Source organism: Lancefieldella sp. Marseille-Q7238 (assembly GCF_949152215.1).
GTDB lineage: Bacteria > Actinomycetota > Coriobacteriia > Coriobacteriales > Atopobiaceae > Lancefieldella.
This window is the reverse complement of the sequence record NZ_OX424407.1, coordinates 566,077-587,427: the sequence shown is the minus strand read 5'-3', so window position 1 is coordinate 587,427 and position 21,351 is coordinate 566,077. Positions and strand designations below refer to the sequence as shown.

22 protein-coding genes are annotated in these 21,351 nt (G+C 52.4%); 17 read left to right on the top strand and 5 right to left on the bottom strand.

What is annotated here, in order from left to right; all coding sequences use genetic code 11:
- Positions 1-62: 62 nt before the first annotated feature.
- Positions 63-2,990, bottom strand: coding sequence for an insulinase family protein (locus QM016_RS02675; protein WP_282710091.1), 2,928 nt, complete (start codon positions 2,988-2,990; stop codon positions 63-65).
- 129 nt (positions 2,991-3,119) lie between these two features.
- On the opposite strand from QM016_RS02675, the gene QM016_RS02670 reads away from it, so the two are divergent.
- Positions 3,120-4,100, top strand: coding sequence for an EamA family transporter (locus QM016_RS02670; RefSeq protein ID WP_282710090.1), 981 nt, complete (start codon positions 3,120-3,122; stop codon positions 4,098-4,100).
- Between the two features lie 90 nt (positions 4,101-4,190).
- On the opposite strand, the gene QM016_RS02665 is transcribed toward QM016_RS02670, so the two are convergent.
- Together QM016_RS02665 and QM016_RS02660 are read right to left on the bottom strand one after the other, a co-directional pair.
- Positions 4,191-5,306, bottom strand: a complete 1,116-nt coding sequence (locus QM016_RS02665) for a hypothetical protein (protein WP_282710089.1) — start codon at positions 5,304-5,306, stop codon at positions 4,191-4,193.
- Between the two features lie 117 nt (positions 5,307-5,423).
- A complete protein-coding gene (locus QM016_RS02660) occupies positions 5,424-5,591 on the bottom strand; it encodes a hypothetical protein (RefSeq protein WP_282710088.1) in 168 nt (55 codons plus the stop codon).
- Here QM016_RS02660 and QM016_RS02655 point away from each other — a divergent pair.
- The 6 genes from QM016_RS02655 to QM016_RS02630 all read left to right on the top strand — a co-directional run bounded on the left by QM016_RS02655 (position 5,545) and on the right by QM016_RS02630 (position 12,436).
- Complete coding sequence (locus tag QM016_RS02655; protein WP_349237888.1) at positions 5,545-6,492, top strand: undecaprenyl-diphosphate phosphatase; 948 nt, start codon at positions 5,545-5,547, stop codon at positions 6,490-6,492. The two genes, QM016_RS02660 and QM016_RS02655, sit on opposite strands and share 47 nt — an antisense overlap.
- Before the next feature lie 53 nt (positions 6,493-6,545).
- Entirely contained in the window at positions 6,546-9,110 is a 2,565-nt protein-coding gene (locus QM016_RS02650; protein WP_282710086.1) for a UvrD-helicase domain-containing protein, read from the top strand.
- A 5-nt stretch (positions 9,111-9,115) separates the two neighbouring features.
- Entirely contained in the window at positions 9,116-9,898 is a 783-nt protein-coding gene (locus QM016_RS02645; RefSeq protein ID WP_282710085.1) for a mechanosensitive ion channel domain-containing protein, read from the top strand.
- 1 nt (position 9,899) lies between these two features.
- Positions 9,900-10,640 carry a 5'-methylthioadenosine/adenosylhomocysteine nucleosidase gene (locus QM016_RS02640; RefSeq protein ID WP_282710084.1) on the top strand — a complete coding sequence of 247 codons (741 nt, stop codon included), beginning with the start codon at positions 9,900-9,902 and terminating at the stop codon, positions 10,638-10,640.
- 73 nt (positions 10,641-10,713) lie between these two features.
- The gene (locus tag QM016_RS02635) at positions 10,714-11,763 is read left to right on the top strand and encodes an inorganic phosphate transporter (RefSeq protein ID WP_282710083.1); all 1,050 of its coding nucleotides are present in this window, start codon (positions 10,714-10,716) and stop codon (positions 11,761-11,763) included.
- A gap of 52 nt (positions 11,764-11,815) precedes the next feature.
- Positions 11,816-12,436, top strand: a complete 621-nt coding sequence (locus QM016_RS02630) for a DUF47 family protein (protein ID WP_016476677.1) — start codon at positions 11,816-11,818, stop codon at positions 12,434-12,436.
- Here the strand turns inward: QM016_RS02630 and QM016_RS02625 are convergent.
- Positions 12,420-12,755 (bottom strand): hypothetical protein, encoded by a 336-nt coding sequence (locus QM016_RS02625; protein WP_282710082.1) that lies wholly within the window; start codon positions 12,753-12,755, stop codon positions 12,420-12,422. The genes QM016_RS02630 and QM016_RS02625 overlap by 17 nt on opposite strands.
- Positions 12,756-12,917: 162 nt before the next feature.
- Here QM016_RS02625 and QM016_RS02620 point away from each other — a divergent pair, with 162 nt between their 5' ends.
- From QM016_RS02620 to QM016_RS02600, 5 genes are all read left to right on the top strand, one after another.
- Positions 12,918-13,607 carry an alkaline shock response membrane anchor protein AmaP gene (locus tag QM016_RS02620; RefSeq protein WP_282710081.1) on the top strand — a complete coding sequence of 230 codons (690 nt, stop codon included), beginning with the start codon at positions 12,918-12,920 and terminating at the stop codon, positions 13,605-13,607.
- Between the two features lie 4 nt (positions 13,608-13,611).
- Complete coding sequence (locus QM016_RS02615; RefSeq protein ID WP_016476680.1) at positions 13,612-13,839, top strand: DUF2273 domain-containing protein; 228 nt, start codon at positions 13,612-13,614, stop codon at positions 13,837-13,839.
- Between the two features lie 19 nt (positions 13,840-13,858).
- Complete coding sequence (locus tag QM016_RS02610) at positions 13,859-14,479, top strand: Asp23/Gls24 family envelope stress response protein (RefSeq protein WP_282710080.1); 621 nt, start codon at positions 13,859-13,861, stop codon at positions 14,477-14,479.
- 2 nt (positions 14,480-14,481) lie between these two features.
- Positions 14,482-14,790 carry a thiamine-binding protein gene (locus QM016_RS02605; RefSeq protein WP_282710079.1) on the top strand — a complete coding sequence of 103 codons (309 nt, stop codon included), beginning with the start codon at positions 14,482-14,484 and terminating at the stop codon, positions 14,788-14,790.
- Positions 14,791-14,972: 182 nt separating this feature from the next.
- The gene (locus QM016_RS02600; RefSeq protein WP_282710078.1) at positions 14,973-15,737 is read left to right on the top strand and encodes a phosphotransferase; all 765 of its coding nucleotides are present in this window, start codon (positions 14,973-14,975) and stop codon (positions 15,735-15,737) included.
- 144 nt (positions 15,738-15,881) lie between these two features.
- Here the strand turns inward: QM016_RS02600 and QM016_RS02595 are convergent, their stop codons facing one another.
- A complete protein-coding gene (locus QM016_RS02595) occupies positions 15,882-16,664 on the bottom strand; it encodes a GntR family transcriptional regulator (protein ID WP_282710077.1) in 783 nt (260 codons plus the stop codon).
- A gap of 235 nt (positions 16,665-16,899) precedes the next feature.
- Between QM016_RS02595 and deoC the strand changes: the two genes are divergently transcribed.
- The 5 genes from deoC to QM016_RS02570 all read left to right on the top strand — a co-directional run bounded on the left by deoC (position 16,900) and on the right by QM016_RS02570 (position 21,348).
- A complete protein-coding gene (gene deoC / locus QM016_RS02590; protein ID WP_282710076.1) occupies positions 16,900-17,631 on the top strand; it encodes a deoxyribose-phosphate aldolase in 732 nt (243 codons plus the stop codon).
- Positions 17,632-17,771: 140 nt separating this feature from the next.
- Positions 17,772-18,380, top strand: a complete 609-nt coding sequence (locus tag QM016_RS02585) for a sugar O-acetyltransferase (protein ID WP_282710075.1) — start codon at positions 17,772-17,774, stop codon at positions 18,378-18,380.
- 187 nt (positions 18,381-18,567) lie between these two features.
- Complete coding sequence (locus tag QM016_RS02580; protein WP_282710074.1) at positions 18,568-19,335, top strand: ABC transporter permease; 768 nt, start codon at positions 18,568-18,570, stop codon at positions 19,333-19,335.
- Between the two features lie 9 nt (positions 19,336-19,344).
- On the top strand, positions 19,345-20,415 hold the full coding sequence (locus QM016_RS02575) for an ABC transporter substrate-binding protein (protein WP_282710073.1): 1,071 nt from the start codon (positions 19,345-19,347) through the stop codon (positions 20,413-20,415).
- Positions 20,416-21,348 (top strand): ABC transporter ATP-binding protein, encoded by a 933-nt coding sequence (locus QM016_RS02570; RefSeq protein ID WP_282710072.1) that lies wholly within the window; start codon positions 20,416-20,418, stop codon positions 21,346-21,348.
- The last annotated feature ends 3 nt before the right edge of the window (positions 21,349-21,351 follow it).

The window sequence follows — 21,351 nt, the reverse complement described above, 5'->3', positions numbered from 1 at the left end:
TGTTTTGGACTAGCGCTTTGAGCGCCCGGTGTGAGTGCGGTCGTGTTGGAAAAGCTGTTGAACTAGAACAAATCAATAATCTCAAGGTCAAGCTGGGAGGCCTCAAGTGCTTCTCGCGGACCGAAAACAACAATCGACGTATCGGCGGCATCCGTTGGAAGCGATGCGCCAAACGCCTGACAATGCGTGGTATCGGTATGCAAGATTTGCTCGCGAAGCCGCTCAAGACGATCTGTGGGACGTCCGTTGAAGCGTTCGATGTCCTGACGGCGCGCGAGGGTTCGAGGGCGAACTGGCGCGTCGACGGTTGCGACTGAAGCGACTATATAGCCTTCAAGCTCGGTATCGCTTGGATTCCACGACGAGAGCCACGCGCCGGCGCTAAGGTAGCGCTCAAGCGTGGCGTCCACAGATGGATCTCGATATGAGAAGAACGAATCAAGTCCCATGAGAGAAGGCCTGAAACCGACGCCGTACGCTCCGCCTTTTACGCGCACCTCGTTCCAAAGATAATCAAGCGTCATCGCGCGGCTTACAACTTGCCATGTTCCTGCGGTCTCGGGCTGTCCGTCAAAGGCGTTGGGAAAACCAAAACCCACATAGCTGACGTTTGAGGGAATAACAATGCCCTCGCGCTTGAGTGTTGGTGTGGGAACAATGAGCGTGCGGTCGTGTGAGGGGCGCATCGCAAGATCAAGGGAGCCCGCTGCCCGCCAGAACTTCTTGCGGCTTTCAGCGGAGCCGGTGAAGCTTACGACAACGTTATTAGCACAGAATATGCGAGCCGCCAGATTGGCAAGTTGTGCGGGAAGTATTTGAGAACGTTCGTGCCAGTGCGCCAGAAGCTCTTTGAGGTAGTGATAGAATGTGAGGCCTCCGAGCGCATCCGAGACCGTTGCTGATTGGGCGTACGACGTGAACGTGCGATTTAGGGCGGCGGCGTGTCCCGAGCCGATGAAGTATTGCTCAAGGCCGATACGCCGCTGGGTCAAAATGTCTTTGAGACGCGCGAGGTCATTGAAATTCGTAGAACCCCAAATTTCTTTGGGAATAGTCGCGAGCTTTTCGACGCGGTCAGCCAGGGCGGAAACACTGACCACCATGGTCGGCTGAGCGAAGTCGATTCGGTCTCGTGAGTAAACTTCCGTAGAAAATGAAAGATCACCAAGATTCGCTTCGATGAGCGTGTCAAGGTCTGATGCCGTGTGGGCGTCGGTTCCAAGTTTTCCGAGAACATCGGAAAGAATACCCACCAAGGGCAGCTCGTCATAGGAAACGGCATGAGTCAGGTCAAAATAATGCGAGACATAATCAATGCCGTGCGTGTCAAGTTCATGGGCGAGGCAGAGAAGTGGTGCCTCTACCTCATGTGGCTGCGGCTGCGCCTTGGTAGCCTCAAGGTCGGAAAGCGAGAGGAACGGCAGCTTTGCGATATCTTCTGGCGCGTCAGGCGTTTCTTGTTCCACACGAAGCGTCTTAACTTCTGTGCGGATACGCGCGATGTTGTCTTCGGTCATGTTCTGTTGGAGTTGCGCCAGTTCTTCTGTTTCTTCGGTTGAACCGCTTTCTTTGACAGGTACCAATTCGACTTGAGCACAGTGAGGGTTGTGGCAGACAAGTTCAAGGAGCAGCGTCTCAAAGGCGCCCTTGGGGCGGCCGGAGGCAGCAAGCATGTTCTTAAGTTCTGTTAGCGCATCTTCATACTTGATGTAGTCATAGGGACAAGCGTCATCGTAGAGCCAGCTCTCAAGAGACTTTTGGGTGTATTCGATACCATCGGAGAACGGCAGATCGCGCTCGCGTAGATTGAATTCCGCCTGCGCGACGGACGCCTCAAGCTTATCGTAGGGGAGACCAGAGGCGGCAAGTTCCGCGCAGGTTGACTCAACGAGTGCGCGGAATCGCTGAGACGCTTCGGTGTCGTGGAGGCCTTTGAGCTCAAGGAACAGAAGCGGCTGAAGCATGCCGTCGGAGAAATAGTAGCTCACGTCATCGGCAAGGCCACTGTCAAGTAAGACGCGCTTAAGGGGGGCCTCGTTAGACCCCATGAGGGTGTCAAAGAGAATGTCGGCGGCAAGCATGCGGACGCGTTGCGCCGCGGTTCCCAGTACATAGCCAAGACCTATAGCGGAGTTGTCGGGCGTGGTTGCCATTTCAAACCGAGCGGGTTTGGGGGAGACGGGCGCCTGCAGGTCAAGAGGATACGGAGAACCTGCGTGGCGCTTCTCGGCACCCGCAAAGCGTTTGCCAATAAAGGCCAGCTCACGAGCTATGTCAAGGTCACCGTAGAGAATGGTATAGCTGTTGGAGAGGTCATAGTGGCGCGCGTGGGTATTGAGGAACTCTTCGTAAGTAAGTTGAGGAATAGCGCGCGGCGCTCCACCTGATTCTTTTCCATAGGCAGTGTCGGGAAAAAGCTTACTGCTGACCTGGTCATACAAGGCTCGATCAGGATCGGAGAGTGCGCCTTTCATTTCGTTGAAGACGACGCCGTTATACGACAGGGTACCCGCGTCGTCTGCCTCAAGGTGCCAGCCCTCTTGCTCAAAAATATGCTTGCGCTGATAGATAGCGGGATGAAGAACCGCGTCCAAATACACGCTCATAAGGTTTTCAAGGTCTGTTACGTTGGTGGAGGCAACAGGGTAGACAGTCTTGTCCGGGAACGTCATGGCGTTCAAGAATGTCTGCATTGAGGTTTTGAGAAGATTGACGAAGGGCTCTTTGACGGGGTAGGCGTCCGAGCCGCAAAGCACCGAATGCTCAAGAATGTGAAAGACGCCGGTATCGTTTGCGGGTGGCGTTTTGAAGGCGATGGCAAATGAACGGTTGTCGTCACTGTTGGCAAGCCAGAGAAGCCGGGCTCCTGAAGGCGTGTGCGAAAAGACATAGGCGGTACCGGAGATTTCAGGCAGCGCTTCGATACCGGTAACGGTAAAGTCATCGACGCGGTCGCCAACGTTGAGCTTCCGTGATTCCTGTATGGCCATAGACACCTCTCAAATTCTCGCGAGATACGCGGGTATAGTCGTGTATGGTTACTGTGCCTTATAACTGTACCTGTTTGTCGCGCGGCCACACGCTTCGCACTTCATTTGTAACGAAAGATTTATATCTCCATGTCTGATTCGATCCTTGATACACTACAAGAACGTGACGAAGATTCCCAAACGTTTGAACAGGAGGCTGCGGAAGCCTCGATTGGTCTTGTGTCAGACAGGCATAAGGCACGAATCCACCGAGGCATGCTGTGCGTACTTGTCGGCGGCGCTGCGTGGGGAGCGTTTGGCACTGCGGCAAAATATCTGCTTGACGTATACGGCGTTGAACCCCTGTGGCTCATTGACGCGCGCGAGTTCTTCTCGGGGCTGCTCTTTTTGGCTGCGGCGGCTCTCATCGACCGCCGGCGCCTGAGTGAAGCGGCGCATGATGTTCACGCGCTCGGTCGGATCTTTGTCGTGAGCCTTGCGGCGATTCTCTTTTCTCAGATTGCATACCTCTATGCCGTTGACGCGACAAATTCCGCTACGGCTACGGTTATGCAGGCTCTCGGCATGCTGGGCGTACTGTTATATGTCTGCTGTAAAGCGCGGCGCGGACCGAGAAAGCGAGAAGCGCTTGGCGTTGTTATGGCGCTTATAGGCACCTATCTGCTGGTAACGGGAGGCAATCCTTCTAGTCTCCAGTTGCCTCTGCGTGGGATAGTTTGGGGCTCGCTGTGCGCTCTGGCTCAGACGGCGCTCTCTATTCTGCCCAAAAAGCTTATGGAGCGCTGGGGCAACTTTGTGTTCAATGGGATAGCGTTTTTATTTTCCGGCGTACTTCTCGCCCTTGTGTACCAGCCGTGGAATCATATGCCACCGCTTGACGCCTTTGGCTGGATTCTTGTAGTCATTGGCATCACCGTCGGTACGTTTTTGGCATACGGGTTGTACCTGCAGGGCGTTAAGGATGCGGGACCCATGCGTGCGGTTCTTTTGGGTACTATCGAGCCTGTTATGGCTACGGTTACGACCGTTATGGTGCTGGGCACCTCGCTCAGCGCCACTGACCTTATTGGCTTCGGATTGATTTTGGGCATGGTAGTGCTGACAGCGTAAACGCCAAGGTGGGCACGTCAAGGTGGCGCGCCAGAACAGGCATGTCAAGGTGAGAGCGTCAAGGCAGATATACTAGGCGTACTCCCGCACCTAAATTTGATTCATATTCGCTTGAACTGCCGCGTACCAGCCGTTGGGGTTTGCAGGGTTGTATTTTGCGGCGCCTGAGTACGTGAGGTAGCCACCGTAAAGAGCAGCAAGTCCTGAAACGTGGGAGCGAATTGCCTCTTCCCATGAACCCCAGCTTGAAGAACCCCAGCCCCAGGCGTTGTGCGGCAGGAAGCAATAAGCTCCCTTGGTGCTTTCAACTGCTGAAATTGCAGGTGAGAAGCGCGGGTCTACACCGTAGTCCCAAGCGGCTTCGGCAAAGGTCGAACCGTATCCTGACAGAGGAGAACCGGAGAGGTAGGCGTCAATGCGGCCGCTCCACTTGGCGACAAAGTCAGTCTTGCCTGCAGACCAGTCGACAGATCCGGATGAATTGTCTGAAGAGTTCGTGTTGTCCGGCGCGACATAGGTGCTTTCCTTGCCGGACGCGTTTGTAAAGGTATTGGAAGCGGATTCTTCCGCCTTCTTTTGTGCCTCTGCAATAGCGGCTTCTTCCTGAGCTTTTTCAGCAGCTCGCTGCTCTTCCATCTGTTTTTGCAAAGCGTTGCGAGCATCGATAGCTTGTTGAAGCGCATCGGAAGCGGCCTGCTTCTGCTTTTTTGCCTCAGCCATCTGGTCGTTCAGATTTTTCTTGGTGTCTTCAAGCTCGTTTGAAAGATTGACCAAGCTGTTGACAGCGTCAGCGTTGCGACTTGAAATGATGTCTAGGTACTGCAGGAGCGAAATCAAATCGTTAAAGCTGTCCGCTGACAAAATAAGATCGATAATCCCAAGAGATCCCTGCTGCATACGGTACATGTTAGCGATGGATGCCGCAGCTCTTGACCGCTGCTCCGGCAGCTGGTTTTCGATTTCCTGAATGTGGGCCTCGTTGTTCTGAATCTGCTGTTCCAGATCTTCTACCTGCTTTGTGGCCGCTTCATACGTTGCGTTGGTCTCTTCAATCTTTGCTTGAAGATCTTCAAGAGACTCCGCATAAGCCGCGATGGGCATACCCGTAAGAGAAACTGTGAGTACGAAAGAAACAGCAATGGCAACTGCCGCATGTGCCAGGGTTGAGCCGCCGAAGCTGCGAGAAGCACACTTATTGAAAATCAAAATACGAACCTCCGCGATTGGGGTTTGCATGCGCCTGACTGCAAGGGACTCCTTACCTGTAAGGAGGTTCCTCGCGTCCGCACTATGCTCTTTTCCGCTCGTGCAAGGGCATCAAGTTTACATGTTGGTATATATATTTTGCAAGAATTGCAGGTAGATGCTCGCTTTATCCTGCTCTGCTTCAGGCTTTGCCGCGAGAAGAACTCGGCACTTGTAGCGCATCCCGCTTTGAGCGATGATGTACAGACAAAACGAAAGGGGAGTCGTGGACGTTTGGAATCTCATAGTATCTGCTCTGTACGGAGTTGTTGAAGGCATTACAGAATGGCTGCCTATTTCGTCAACAGGGCACATACTGTTGCTGAACAAATTTGTGCCGCTTGCGGTAACAACTGACTTTTGGGATATGTTTCTCGTAGTTATTCAGCTTGGCGCAATACTTGCCGTCTGCGTGATGTTCTTCCACAAACTCAATCCCTTCTCGCTCAAAAAGACAAAGGAAGAACGAAAAAGCACATGGATTCTTTGGGCAAAAGTGGTGGTGTGCTGCATTCCCGCGGCGGCGGTTGGCATTCCGCTTGATAATTTCATTGAAGAGCATCTTGGAGGACCCTACGTCATTGCTTCCACGCTCATTGTGTATGGTCTGATCTTTATTGCTCTTGAGGCGCATCGGGAAAAAATCGCCCGGACTGCTCCAATCGTACAGCCGCAAGGCAAGCATATGCGCCTGCCTACTGACGCCACGCCCTTGCGGCGCAGTGCCGATGAACTTTCCCGCGTGACCGACATTGATACGCTTGATTGGAAGACCGCCTTTGGCATCGGGCTCTTTCAGGTGCTGGCCATTGTTCCGGGTACGTCTCGCTCGGGAGCGACCATTATCGGTGGCTTGGTGCTGGGATGTTCCCGTGCCGTTGCGGCCGAATTTACCTTCTTTTTGGCTATTCCCACAATGGTTGGCGCTTCGGGTCTGCGGCTTGTTAAGTTTTTCTTGAAGGGCAATTCGTTTACCTCGTCTGAGGCGGCGATTTTGGCTGTTGGCTGCATTGTGGCTTTTGCAGTGTCTTTAGTGATGGTTCGAGCTCTCATGGGCTACGTGCGCAAACATGACTTTAAGCCGTTTGGAATATACCGCATTGTGCTTGGCATCGTGGTCATCGTCTACTTTGCTCTGTTTGCCTAGGAACTTTGCACTCACGCCATCTTTACGAACATTGCCGATTTAATTGGAGCAACATGTCTGACGCTTTTCAGTCTCCTTTGTTTGCCGCGCCGCCTGCTGACGGGCAGTCTGCCGGTGGGCTGTCTATGCGGACCGTGCCGTCTGCGATAGATTTGGGCAGCCTCAATCCGTCTCAGCATGAAGCTGTCATAACCACCGAAGGTCCGCTTCTCGTGCTTGCCGGCGCAGGTTCCGGCAAAACGCGTGTGCTGACGCACCGCATCGCGCACATGATTGCCGATAAAGGTGTGCGTCCGTGGCAGATTCTCGCCATTACGTTTACCAATAAGGCCGCAGCCGAGATGCGGGAGCGCCTTGGGCACTTGCTTCCCGGTGGCACGCGCGGCATGTGGGTGTGTACGTTTCACGCCATGTGCGTGCGCATGTTGCGAGAAGACCCCGAAGCCGTCGGCTTTGGTCCCAACTTCACCATCTATGATGACGATGATTCAAAGCGGCTGGTTAAGGCTATTATGGCCGACCTTGATATTGATGTTCGCCAGTTTCCGATGAACTCTATCAGAAGTAAAATCAGCGCGGCGAAAAACGCCCTCATACTGCCGGATGAAATGGAGCGTCAGGCGTCGTCACCTCTCGACTACGTTACCGTCCGCGTCTACCGGACGCTTCAACAACGTCTTGAACGGGCGAACGCCCTGGACTTTGACGATCTTCTCGTTAAAGCCTTTGAACTGCTGTCCAAAAATCCCGTCATTCTTAACGCGTATCAAGAGCGCTTTCGCTACATCAATGTCGACGAATACCAAGACACCAACGGCGTTCAATACGCTATCACCAATCTTTTGGCTTCCAAGTACAGAAACCTCATGGTTGTGGGCGATGACGATCAGTCCATTTACTCGTGGCGTGGCGCGGACATCAAGAATATTCTGGCTTTTGAGAAGGACTACCCGGACACGCATACGGTCAAGCTCGAGCAGAACTACCGTTCAACAGGACATATTTTGGGAGCAGCGAACGCCGTTGTCGCTCACAATACGCACCGCACAGAGAAGCGCCTCTTTACCGATGAAGGCGATGGCGAGAAGATCTGCGTGTACCGCGCGGCAGACGAACGCGATGAGGGCCGCTGGGTTGGCTCGGAGATTGAGAAGCTGCATGATGCAGGAACCTCCTATGATGATGTCGCCGTGTTTTACCGTACCAACGCGCAGTCGCGCATACTCGAGGATATGCTGCTGAGAGCGGGTGTTCCCTATAAGATTGTGGGCGGCATGCGCTTCTTTGATCGCGCTGAGATTCGCGATGTCATGGCATACCTCAAGGTGGTTATCAACCCCGATGACGATGTGTCGGCGCTTCGCGTGGTCAACACTCCTCGGCGCGGCATCGGCTCTACCAGTATCAACAAAATCCAGACGTACGCGTTGAGAAACAGGCTGTCCTTTTTTGCTGCCTGCGAAGCCTGCATTGGCGAGGAAAGCCTCCTGTCTGCTAAAGTCCGCAATGCTCTTACAGAGTTTACCGGAGCTGTTGAAGCGGGTCGCGCTCTGGACGGCGAGCTCGAAGAGGTCATTGAGACAATCGTTGACCGGTCGGGACTCATTCGCGCCTACGAGGCCGAGCATACTATGGAGGCCGACGGCCGCATTGAGAACATCCGAGAGTTTTTTGGTGTCGCTGCTGAATTTGATGAAACGCATGACGACGCGGAAGAAATGCTTGAAAGTCTCCGTCAGCTGCGCGAAGCGGGTTCTCTTGACGAGGAGGGCGAATCATCGGCACCGGCGCCTGAGCCAGCGGCGTTGCCCATGGTGCGTGCGACAGAGCCACCCGCATCATCTGAGCCATCTGCGCCGACAGCATCGCCCGTGCCGTCCGCAGCTGTGATGGAATATCCTCAGGTTGCAGCTGCGAAGCTCCCCGCATTTATGGAATGGCTGGCGCTTCGGTCGGATTTGGACAGCCTTGCCGGTTCGGCTTCCGCCGTTACTCTTATGACCATCCATTCCGCAAAAGGTCTCGAATTTCCCGTTGTGTTTGTCGTGGGCATGGAAGAAAGCATCTTCCCGCATGTGAACTTTGAGTCTGATGGAGCGCATTTGGAGGAGGAGCGGCGTTTGGCGTACGTCGCTATCACGCGCGCTCGCAAAAAACTCTACCTCACATACGCGTCTGTGCGCCGCATGTTCGGATCTGTCCAGGCAAATCCGGTCTCTCGCTTTATAGCCGAAATACCCGAAGAACACATCAAAGCTATCGGCGTTGGCTCGTCAGGCTTTTCGGGTGTTGGCTGGGAAAAGCGGGGAGACCGCCATGGCACCTTCGGATCAGGCCGTGGCGCTGAGGTGTACGGAGGCAATGTCTTTGGCTCTCGTACGCGTTCTACCGGCAGAGGCGGACGTATTCAGCCGAGCGTTGCCCCTTCAATCAAAAAGGATCCCGCAAAGGCGAAAGCGGTCTTTGCGTCCGGCGACCACATATCCCATAAAACCTTTGGACCGGGCGTTGTTCTTTCCGTTGAAGGCGATACCATTGAAGTGAAGTTTACGCGTACGAACAAGGTTAAGAAGCTGATGAAAGGCTTTGCGCCCATCGTCAAGATAGAAAGTCAGTGATGCTGATGACATCCGATACGGGTCAGACGATTTTAGGTCTTGCGCCAGCGGACTTTTTGTACCGTGCAGTTTTTCTCGCCACAGTTTTTCTCGCCGCGCTTGTTTTGGAACATGTGATAGTACGCGTATCGAGAAGAGCCTTGAACGCCTCTCGTATTCCCTCAGCGTCAATCTTTATCAATATTGTACGAAGCGTTATCTGGGTATTTGCCGTCCTGTCCGTTTTGCAGCCTGTTTTTGGCATACAGCCGACCGCTTTTGTAACGGCTTTGGGAGTGACGTCTATCGCGCTGTCATTTGGCCTGCAGGACACCATTTCCAATCTTGTTGGCGGCCTTGGTCTTATGCTGGCGGGGGTTATCAAGCCCGGCGATCATGTGACTATCGGTGACATTTCAGGCGAGGTCATCGATATGAATTGGCGCTCTACTATTGTGCGAGAGAGAACTGGGCGCGTCCAGATCATTCCTAATTCGGTGCTCAATAAGACGGCGTTTACACATCGCACTCGTTGGGCGATAACCAATGTTGACGTGCCGGTTATAGTGAAACCACAAGCGAACCTTGAAGAAGTAGCCAACGAGATTGTTGAGATGGCTAAAGTCACCCTTGAGCACGACCTTGATTTAACGTTTCCGGTTGAAGTGCGCTTTGAAAGCATTACGAACGTTGGCGTCCAGGCAATCGTTCATCTTCATATTCGGGATGACGTGCAGGCGGAGCCTGTGGCAGACCGACTGGTGCGCGCCATAGCAGGACGTCCGTGGCTTGCGGGAGTGGAGGACTGACGTGAAAGTCGGAATCATTGGCGCTATGGAAGAGGAAGTCGCTCTCCTGAAGCAAGAGATGACGTCTGAGCGAGTGGTGCAGATTGCGGGGCGGACCTTTCATGAAGGGAGCATCGCCCAGACGCCCGTTGTGGTAGTGCAGTCCGGCATTGGCAAGGTAAACGCCGCTTTTTGCACGCAGATTCTGATTGATCGCTTCGGGGTTGACTGTATTATCAATACCGGCATTGCCGGCCTTCTGGTGGATGATTTGATTGTCGGTAGTGTGGTGATATCTACCGACTGCGTGCAGCATGACGTGGATCTGCGCGCTCTCGGGTATCCTCAAGGTCAGATTCCCGGTGTTGAAACTGTTTCATTTAGCGCGGACAAAGAACTGCGGCGACAGGCGGTATGCGCAGCTCAAGAGACTGCCTTCGGCGTGAAGACTGTTGAGGGGCGGATTGTATCCGGCGATCAGTTTGTTGCTGACGTTGCGGAAGCGGACGCTCTTAAAGACTTCGGGGCAGTGTGCTGTGAGATGGAAGGCGCTGCTATAGCGCAGGTCGCCTGGCTTAATAACGTTCCCTTTGTGATTGTGCGCCTTATGTCCGATAAGCCTGGCGTGTCGTCCGAGCTTGACTACGCCGCTTTTGAAAAGACCGCGTCCCGAAGGTGCGCCAAGATAGTCTTGCGTATAGTTGAGCGGCTCTCGCAGGCGCCTTCGTCTTTCTCGCCCTCGGATAATTTCGGTCAACGGTAGCATTGTGGTCTTTAGCGGTGTCCATTTCGTTTATTATGGGAGAAGTCTAATACAAGTACTGGAGAGGTACTGAATGATTACACTTGGACGTTTTGTCGACATGATCGTGGCGAATCCATTTCTTGCTGTTGTCATTGTCCTCATTTTTGGCTGCATCTTCGTTAACGGTGCTACAGATGCCGCAAATGCCATTGCCGAGTCTGTCGGCACCCGTTCCATTAAAGTAAACCATGCTATCGCCATGAGCGTTATCTGCAACTTTGTCGGCCTTGTGGTCATGTGCCTTGTTTCCACCGCGGTTGCAGACACCATTATCGGCATGGTTGACTTCGGTACCGACTATCACCAGGCTTTGATTGCCCTTGCAGCGGGGTGTGTGGGTATCGTGGCGTGGGCGGTAGGCGCATGGGCGCTCGGCATCCCTACTTCGGAGTCGCACGCTCTTATTGCAGGCCTTACCGGCGCGGCGCTGGCGCTTCACGGTAACTTCAACGCCGTGAACTGGGATGAGTGGAACAAGGTTATTATCGGCCTTATTTTCTCGACCATTTCCGGTTTTATAGCCGGTTGGGTCATTGTCAAGATTATCCACGCTACCTGTAAACATGTGAACCGCAAGCGCGCGGATGCTATATTTGGTCACCTTCAGGTGGTCGGCTCGGGATTTGTCGCTATGATGCATGGCGCACAGGATGGGCAGAAGTTTTTGTCCATTGCTATGCTCGCCATTGCGCTTTCCGCCGGTTCGGGCACCGCTGGCACCGAGGTCTTTCCGCTTTGGCTCCAGGTGGCTTGCGCCGGTCTCATGGCGTTTGGCACCGCTATCGGCGGCCGCCGCATCATTAAAAAGGTTGGGATGGAAATGGTCAAGCTTGAGCGTTACCAGGGCTTTGCCGCTTCTTTTTCCGCTGCGGCGTCGTTGCTTTTGTCGACGCTCACGGGACTTCCTGTTTCTACTACCCACACTAAGATGACCGCCATGATGGGTGCCGGCGCCGCTAAAAATCCCCGCACGGTAAACTGGGGTGTCGCTAAAGATATGGTTCTTGCCTGGGTCTTTACGTTTCCAGGGTGTGGACTTATCGGATATTTATTTGCAAAACTGTTTTTGATGTTGTTCTGATTCGAGCGTAATTCTGAGTGCAATTCCGACTGTGACGTCATTGGAGGACCGTATGTTTGGTGAGCCTAAAGAAGATATTTTCTACACACTTTTCAAGGAGTTCGGCGCAAAGATTGTTGAGACCGCTGAAGAGTATTCGACCATTCTTGACGGCTATCCTGAGACGGCCGCGCGCATTCCGCAAATGAAAGTGTACGAGCGCGAGTGCGACGAGAAGGTTCAGCGCATCATGAAGGAGCTTTACGCCTCGTTTGTTACTCCTTTTGAGCGTGAGGATATCTCAGATTTGGCGCTTGGCCTCGATGACATCGTTGACGGTATGAATTCCGTTGCCGAGCGACTCGACCTCTTTAATGTTGACGAGTTCCGCAAAGAGGGTGCGCAGCTTGCTGAGCTTACCCTTCGCGCCTGCATTACAGTCAAGGAGATGCTCGACCACCTGGCCGACTACAAGAAGGATTCCGCTGTGATGGAAAAGGCGATTGCCGTCGGTCACGTTGAGGACGAGGGAGACCTCGTGTACCACAACGCGCTTTCCCGCCTGTTCCGCGATGAAATGACCGGCCGCGAAACCGTTGCCTGGCTGCGCATCTTTGACCGCATGGAGCAAGCTCTCGACTCTTGCGATAAAGCAGCAGGTATTGTCCGCTCTGTGATTATGAAGAACGCCTAGGCGTTTTGGCGAGAAGTACCAGGGACGCCGCCATCGCCACCGTTAACGCCTCCGTCATCGCCACTACCGCTGCTACCAGCGCTGTCACCTTCTCCGCCTCCGTGCCGGAGGCATGCGCCGCGGTTTCGCGTGCTGCGGTCTGCGTGCGCTGCGGCTCTGGTGTCAACAGTCCACACGTCGTGGTGCTGCGGCCTGCGCGTGCTTCCAGGTTTCCAAAAAAGTGCCACAGTTGTGATACGAAATCTCCTAAAAAAGGCATCAGTTGTGATAAATCCCCTAAAAATGCCATGAGTTGTGCGATGTTTATATCACAACTCATGCACTTTTTTGGAAAACGGCGCCACAGTGGGAAAACAGCGTCACAGTGCCGGGCAAGCATGGAGCCTTTTGCGTACATCTTTTGCGTGCATACGGTACGTACATAATGAAGCAAGCGCGATGGGGTAAACTGTTACAGAGAGTAATTCTGGCAGGAGGTTCCATGAGCGGTTTCAAGAGGTTTTGTCTGATTGTATTTGCGCTGGCAGGTACCGCGTCCCTTGTCGGCCTTGCCTTAACGTGTTTTGGCCCATGGACTGAGGCCGCGTATGATCTTTTGCTGAATAATGTGTATCTTGCCGTGCTACAGGTTTGCATGCTTATAACGATAGTCGGCTTTATAGTATGTTTCTTAAGCGGTCTGTTCTCCAAAAAGGTTCGTTCGCTTACGGTTATAACTGTTGATGGGGGCACTATCTCCGTCACGCGCGACGCTATTGTCTCTCAGGCAAAAAACGCTATTGAAGCCGAAGGAATGTGCTCGTGCGATCGCGTGCGCGTTATCATTTCTCGCAACAATACCGTGCAGGTTGCAGTATGGGTTTTGCCACAAGAGCCGCTTAATATCGTTGAAGTTGGTTCGCTCCTTCACAGCAGACTTGAAGATCAATTAGCGGCGGTCTGCGGTGACAAAGTGACGTCTATCGACATATCATTTGTAGAGGGTGCGCACTTCTCGCCACATGAAGAAGAAGTGCGAGAAGAGCCTGTGGATTCTTCCGATGAAATAACAACTGCTACGGAGCCGTCGCATCAGCCTGCGGTTGTAACAGAGCCGTCATCCGAGATTAGGCTGCCTATGACATCAGAGCATGAGCAAGCAGGCTCTGATGGCGCGGCGCGGGAGGCGTAAGCACATGGATGTTATCAAAGCGTGGATACACGATCATTTTCCTGGCCATGAAAACGCCTTTATTGGCGGTGTCATTGGCCTTATTGTGGCGATTCTCTTCTTTAACCTGGGATTTTGGCGTACGCTGTTTCTGGTTATTTTGGTGCTGACAGGCATTGCTGTTGGTCAGATATTTGACGGTAGCGCGACGCTTATTGCGAAGATTCGTGAATTCTTTTCTGATCGCCGTTAATCGATAAGGAGGCCAATGCATGGCTGCTGAAACTATTGATACTAAAACTGCCGGGGTTGAAATCACCGATGCCGCCAATAGTGCTGATGTCGATAAGACCGTCGATGCGGAGATTGTTCCTGTGGAGGAGGCCGCGCTTACAAAACCTCGTGAGGACTCCGAAAATAGCGTGATTGAAAATAGCGCAGTTGAGAGTAGCGCGGTTGCGAATAACGAGACTCAATCCGACGCAGACATGGGCGATGAGGATTCCCTGACATTTTCCGATGGCGTTATAGAAAAAATAGCGGCGCTTTCGCTACGCGACGTTGACGATGTTGTGGGAGCTCGCGGAAACTGGCTTAATCGCGTGCAGGATGTTCTTGGAGCAACGGACGCGGCCAAGGGTGTCAGCGTTGAAGTGGCACATGAGAATGCCGTCCGCATTGACATCTCCGTTTTGATTCGCTTCGGCGCTTATGCTCCCCAAGTATTTGAAAACGTTAAGCAGGCTGTTTCTCAGCAGGTGAACGCCATGACGGGCCTTGAGGTTATCGGTATCAATTTGCGTATCGAGGATGTTTTAACTGAGGAAGAATACGAGCGCATGCGTGGTTCTGAGCGGACTGAAGAAGAGCTGGAAAAAGAATCCCAGGAGTAAGTATGAATTGTTCTGTTGCGATTCAGTATCTGCCGATGGACGCTTCTTGCGATGAGGAGACGTGCCGTATTGTCGATGAGGTTATCGCCTTTATTGCAAGCAGTGGAGTGGACTATTTTGTCGGGCCGTTTGAAACGGTCATCGAAGGCGATTATGACCTCTGCATGGAGATTCTTAAGAACTGTCAGCTTGTCGGAGCGAAGGCGGGCTGCACCCATGTTATGACGTATGCCAAGATCAATTTCAAATCCGAGGGTGATGTTATGGCTACCGAAAAAAAGATTGGAAAATATCACCCTGAAGGGCGTTGATTTACTGACCTGTGTTCTCCGCTTACGACATGATGAGCTCCGTTCAACCATATCAATGCCTGTTCTTCTCGCCAGAATGAAATTGTTGAGGGAAAATAACAATGACTAGAGGAAGCGTGCGCGTCCCTAGCCTCCAGACTTGGAGTTTATGCGTGTAGCTTTGCAAGAGGAGGGCTTAGCTTATGGAACTGTCCAAAGACAAGAAGGTTATCGTTGAGCGTCATAACAAGGTTGTATATGACAATGGCGATACCGTTGTAAAGGTTTTTAACGGCAGCAAACCCGCAGCGGACATTTTGAATGAAGGCTTGAACCTGGCTCGCGCGGAGCAGGCAGGTATTGCCGTTCCAGCGCTGACAGAAATCAGCAAAGTAGGGAATAGCTGGGCTATCGCAACGCTTAAGGTAGAAGGTCCAACCCTTCGTCAACTGTTCAAAGATCATCCGGAAAAAACCGATGAACTCTTGGATAAGTTTGTAGATCTTGAGCTTGCGATTCACGCGCACCGTTCTCCGCTGCTCCCGCGTCAGAGGGATAAATTTACACGCATGATTAACAGCATCCCCGATGTGCTCTCAGACGATGTTCGCTACGAGCTCTTGATGAAGCTTGACGGCATGAAGAACCACGCGAAGGTTTGCCACGGTGATTTCGTCCCGTCAAACGTTATTATTCCCGAGAAGGGTGAGCCGGTCATTGTAGACTGGGCTCATGCCACTCAAGGCAATGGTGCTGCCGATTGTGCCACCACCTATTTGCGTCTGCTTCTAAATGGCGAGAAAGAACTTGCCGAGAAGTACATCGCAAAATACTGCGAGAAACAAGGCTGCACGCGTGCATATGTGAACGAATGGATGGGCATTGTCGCAGCAGCTGAGCTTGCTCGCGGTCGTGTGCATGAGACAGAGTTTTTGCTCCGCTGGGTAAACGTGTACGACGGCATGTAAGCTGACCGGTGGCGAACAGGTTACTAGTACAGTTTTGATAGGTAAGTCTTTCGAGGCATAGGCGGATTGATTCTGAGATAAGCGACAAAAATTGCATCGCTATGGAGCGCATCAAATGATGCGCTCCGTTTTTATGAGTGAACTTTACGCGGTAATCTTCGAGAAGTGTGTGCCGTTGGTATCGAGCTTGAGCATGAAGCGGTTGTAGTCTGCCCTGAGCACAATGATAGATGTTTCAAACGGTTTTCCGTAGGAGTCGTATGTTGTTCTGAGAGTGCGAAGCGCCGCCGTACCTTTGAGTACGCCGAGCACCTGTGCTTCGCGCGCATCGAGGTTAATCGCCTCGTATATTTCAATCGCGTGCGCCGGCATGCGTCCTGATGTATTGGCGATAAAGGTATAAAGAGAAGATTCAAGTGCCTCTTCGGTAAGTTCGGGATAGTCTTCATATGGTATGTAGGCAGTAACTATTTGCATGGGCTCATCGTCGGCAAGACGAACACGCCGAATTTCCCAAACCTGGGTTCCGTCGTGAATTTGAAGGTTCTTTGAGATTCCTTTGTTTGACGAGCGTCGCCTCAGCCCGAGTACCTTTGAGGAAGGATGCTTTCCAAGCGCCGTCATTTCCGCGGTGAAGTTGAACGCAGTTTCCATGTTATGGCCTTGTTGCTGATAGTTGACGAATGATCCTTTGCTGCGACGGCGCACAACGCGCCCTTCATCGACGAGATCTTTGAAGCAGCGCCTGACTGTACCACGAGAGAGCCTCATAACGTTGGCGATGTCCTCCTCGTTGGGAAGAGGGTCTTTTTCGCCGAATGCCCGTGTTGCAATGAGTTCAAGCATTCTCTCTTTAAGTTGGAGATAGAGGGGCGTGGTGTTGCTTGCGTCAAGAGGCCTGCTCGATAGTACTTTTAAGGCATTCATATATCCTTCTATCTGGGTTCATAGGGTTTTCCCATCACGTATATGTCAGTACTCATAGATAGTATATCTATTGAATGTACTGTACATATACACTAAATCTTCCTTTTCGATTACGCTTTCTCAAAGAGCCTGTATGCTGTTCTTGTTCAAATGTTCAGTACCTACTGTGCATAAAGTTATTTGTCTAACAGATCTAAAATTTCCTCGAAAGGGGATAAGAGAAAGGAACAAGATTATGAAACCCACCAAGAAAGCTGCAGAGATGACCATCCGCGAGCTTGCTCGCTATATCGATCAATCTGTGCTTAAGCCCGAGTTTACCGTTGATGAGATCAAGAAGTATGCGCAGGAAGGCATTGATTTTGGTTGCGCCACTATCTGCATCAACCCCTCTAGCCTTCCAATCGTCGCTCCGATGGTCGAGGGCACAGAGACCGGCCTCTGTGTGGTCTGTGACTTTCCTTTTGGTCTGGCCACCGGAGAAGCTAAAGCGCTTCTCGCTGAAGAGTATTGCTCCAAGTGGGACATTCAGGATTTGGATATTGTTGCCAATTACGGTTGGTTACGCTCCGGCATGTGCGACAAGGTTGTCGAGGATCTGAAACCCGCGATTGTCGTTGCTCACAAATACAACACGCAAGTCAAGGTTATTATCGAGACTGATACCCTTACTTCCGAGCAGATTGCTGACGGTACTCGCTGCGCCATTGATGCCGGTGCCGACTTCATCAAGAGCTCTACCGGCTTTTTCACGGGACACGAGAACGTGGGCGCCACTCCCGAGGTTGTTAAGGTGATGATGGATACCGCTCAGGGTCAAATTAAAGTCAAGGGTTCCGGCTGCATCCGCACTCGCGAACACTTCCTGCAGCTTATTGACATGGGTATTGATCGTATGGGTATTGGTTTCCGCTCCACTCCCGAGGTTCTCAACTGTACACCTGAAGAGGCGAAGCGGCTCAGGTAATTCCGGTAAGATCATGGCAACACTCAGTCATTCATAAATGAAGAACATGACTGAGATGCATGCTTCGAAATAGGTACGCTATGATGTAGCCAGATGCGTCTGATAGAGATGTGTCTGGCTACTATGGTGAGAAGGTGTCCATGTCGGAAAAATCTATGCTTGAGCGTATGTCTTCGGGCGAATGGTACGGAGAAAAACCTGATGCGGAGCTAAGCGAAGCGTTTTGGCGTGGAAAAGATCTGGCATGGGAATTCAACCAAACCCGTCCCAGCAATCGAATCCGAGGCAGAGAGATTCTGCGGGAACTCCTCGGACGCTTTGGTGATGGCTCAAACATTCTAGCCCCGCTTTATGTGGACTATGGTGCTAACGTATTGCTCGGCGACCGCTGTTTTATAAACCATGACGCTTATTTCATGGACTGCGCACCAATTTCCATCGGCAACGACGCTTTTATTGGTCCTCATTTCAAAGCCTATACCGCACAACACCCCCTTGACGCTGAAGAACGCAACTCGCGTATAGAGCGAGCCCTTCCCATCACCGTTGGAGACAGTTGCTGGTTTGGCGGAAACGTGACCGTACTGGGCGGCGTGACCATCGGTGATGGTTGTGTTATCGGCGCGAATAGCCTAGTTACCAAAGACATTCCCGCGGGGTCCCTCGCGATGGGGTCTCCTGCGCAGCCGGTTCGCAAAATTACCGAGAAGGATCGTGTTGGCCTGAAGGGACTTTTTGGTTTAGAGTAGCAAATCGTGCTACACTCAAAAAGAAGCGGGGAGCTGGTGCACGCCGGCTGAGATAAGATCCAGCGCGATCTTGACCCGGAATAGTCCTTTGCGAAAAAGTAAGGGCTGTTCGCACCTGATCTGGATAATGCCAGCGTAGGAATCATGTCATCTCATGTCCCGCGCGGCGGTATTGAGAGGAGATGACATGACAAGGTTGAAACAAGCACTTCTGCCAACACTGACTGTTGCGATATTGCTGATTATCTGGCAGATTGCCGTTATGGCAAATATCATTCCTAACTATCTAGTGCCGTCTCCCTATCAGGTCTTTTTTGCGCTTGTAAAAGACGCTCCTTTGCTTGCGCTCCACACATGGGTAACACTTGAAGAAGCCTTGCTGGGCCTTGCGATTGGCGTAGCGTTAGGTTTTGTAATCGCAGTTATGATGGACCTTTTTGAGTGGCTCTATCACGCATTTTCTCCGCTTATTACGGTATCGCAGACCATTCCCGTGGTAGCTATCGCTCCGCTTTTGGTGCTGTGGATGGGGTTCGGAATTTTGCCTAAGGTAGTTCTCGTGGCGATATCTACCTTTTTCCCGGTTACCGTGGCGCTCATATCGGCCTTCCGATCAATTGATCCCGATGTAATCGATCTTATGAAAACCATGGGTGCGAATCGCACGCAGATTTTCCGTCATGCAAAATTGCCCGCCGCCGCCCGCCAGTTCTTCTCGGGACTGCAAATCAGCGTGACATATGCCGTGATTGGAGCAGTCATTGCGGAGTGGCTTGGCGGAGACTCGGGCCTTGGCGTCTATATGACGCGAGTGAGAAAAGCCTTCGCCTATGACCGGATGTTTGCAGCCATTGTGGTGGTTTCTGCGCTTTCTCTCTTGTTGATGTGGCTGGTAAATCGCCTTAAAAGGCAGCTTATGCCGTGGGATAAACCAATCAAAAATGAAGTGGAATAGGGGTAAGGAATGAATTGTCATACACATACCGGAGTTCTTTCTACCAAACCTGTCGGAGTTCTTTCACGCAAAAACTTTCTACGGGCGGCGGGCTTCTCGGCAGCTGGACTTGCCCTTGGAGGATGTACGCAGGAACAACCAAAGGCACCGTCAGGCGAGAAGAACTCCTCGTCTGAAAGCTCCAAGATTACGTTTGTGTTGGATTACACACCGAACACCAACCATACCGGTATTTATGTTGCCCAGGAAAAAGGTCTCTTCAAAGCTCACGGACTTGAGGTTGAGATTCAGCAGCCTCCCGCGGATGGAGCTGACGCGCTGATTGGTTCCGGCGGCGCGCAGATGGGTGTCTCGTATCAAGATTTTATCGCCAATAACCTAGCTTCCGAGCATCCGCTTCCCTATACCGCCGTGGCTGCCATTATTCAGCACAATCTCTCAGGTATTATGAGTCGTAAAGATGATGGCATTACCCGTCCGCGTGAGATGCAAAACCATACATATGCAACATGGAATCTGCCTGTTGAACAGGCGACGGTTAAGTCTGTGGTTCAGACTGACGGTGGAGATCCTGAAAGCATCAAGATGGTGCCGTATGAGGTTGACGATGAGGTTTTGGGACTTAAGGCCAATATGTTCGATACCGTATGGGTCTACGAGCAGTGGGCGGTTCAAAACGCCGAAGTGCAGGGCTTTCCCTACAATTACTTCTCGTTCCAGTCGATTGATTCGGTCTTTGACATCTATACGCCGGTTATCGCCGCCAACGATGAATACCTGAAGAGTAATCCCGAGGCAGTGAGGGGTTTCCTCGCGGCTGTTAGAGAGGGCTATGAATATGCTGTTTCCAATCCGGAGGACGCGGCCGACATACTGCTGAAGGCCGTTCCTGAGCTTGATCGAGATCTTGTGCATAAGAGCCAGAAGTTCCTCGCCGCTAAGTATATTGACGATGCGGAGAGTTGGGGAGCGATTGATAAAAACCGCTGGTCAAAGTTTTACCAATGGTTGAACGATCAAAAGCTTCTTGAGAAGCAAATTGACGTTGCAGCAGGATTTACTACCGAGTATCTGAAGTAAGTGAGCGGTATGGGATTGGCGAAAACAGCAGCAACGGTAGCGTCAACGGCAACAATGAGCGAGCAAGCAGGCGAAAACAGAGCCGCCAGAGACCAAGCCGCCAGGGAGCAAGCAACCTCGGTGCCTGCCCTTGAGGCCGCGCATCTTGCACTTGCTTGGGGCGATGGCCGAGAAGTCGTCCGCGATATCAGCCTTGCAATCAACCCCGGCGAAGTGTGCTGTCTGGTCGGCCGCTCCGGCTGTGGAAAGACAACGCTTTTACATGCGCTCGCAGGACTTCTCATGCCGCAATCGGGCTCGGTGCTTTTGCATGGCGAAGACGTAACGGGCATGCCGGGGCGCATTGGCTACATGCTTCAGAAGGATCTGCTCTTGCCACACAAGCGCATCGTGGACAATGTTGCGCTTCCGTTGGTGCTTCAGGGTGTTTCTCGACGAGAAGCTCGCGCGCGAGCTCAAGAATTACTGGCACGTATGGGTTTGGGGGAAGTGGCACAAAGCTGGCCTTCCGAGCTTTCGGGTGGCATGAGACAGCGCGCGGCTTTCTTGCGTACCAGCCTGACAGGAACCGATGTAATTCTCTTGGACGAGCCCTTCTCGGCACTTGATGCGCTGACCAGGCGAGAAATGCGTGAGTGGCTTATGGATGCGGTGGTTGAGATGAACATGTCTGCGCTGGTTATCACCCATGACGTGGATGAAGCGGTTTCCATGGCATCGCATATTTTTGTGATGCGGGGAAATCCCGCGCAGGGTGTTGTGACAAAAATCGTAGGGGAGGTCGTGCCCAAGCGACCTCTGCCGCAAGTTACTTCACGTGACGGCTTAGCTGATACTTCAAAGAGCGCTAGTCCAGCAGTCTCTCCTGTGGCTTTTGAGCTTACAGATGAGTTCTTAGCGGCTAAGCGAGAAGTGCTTGCGCTTTGTCTGTGACAG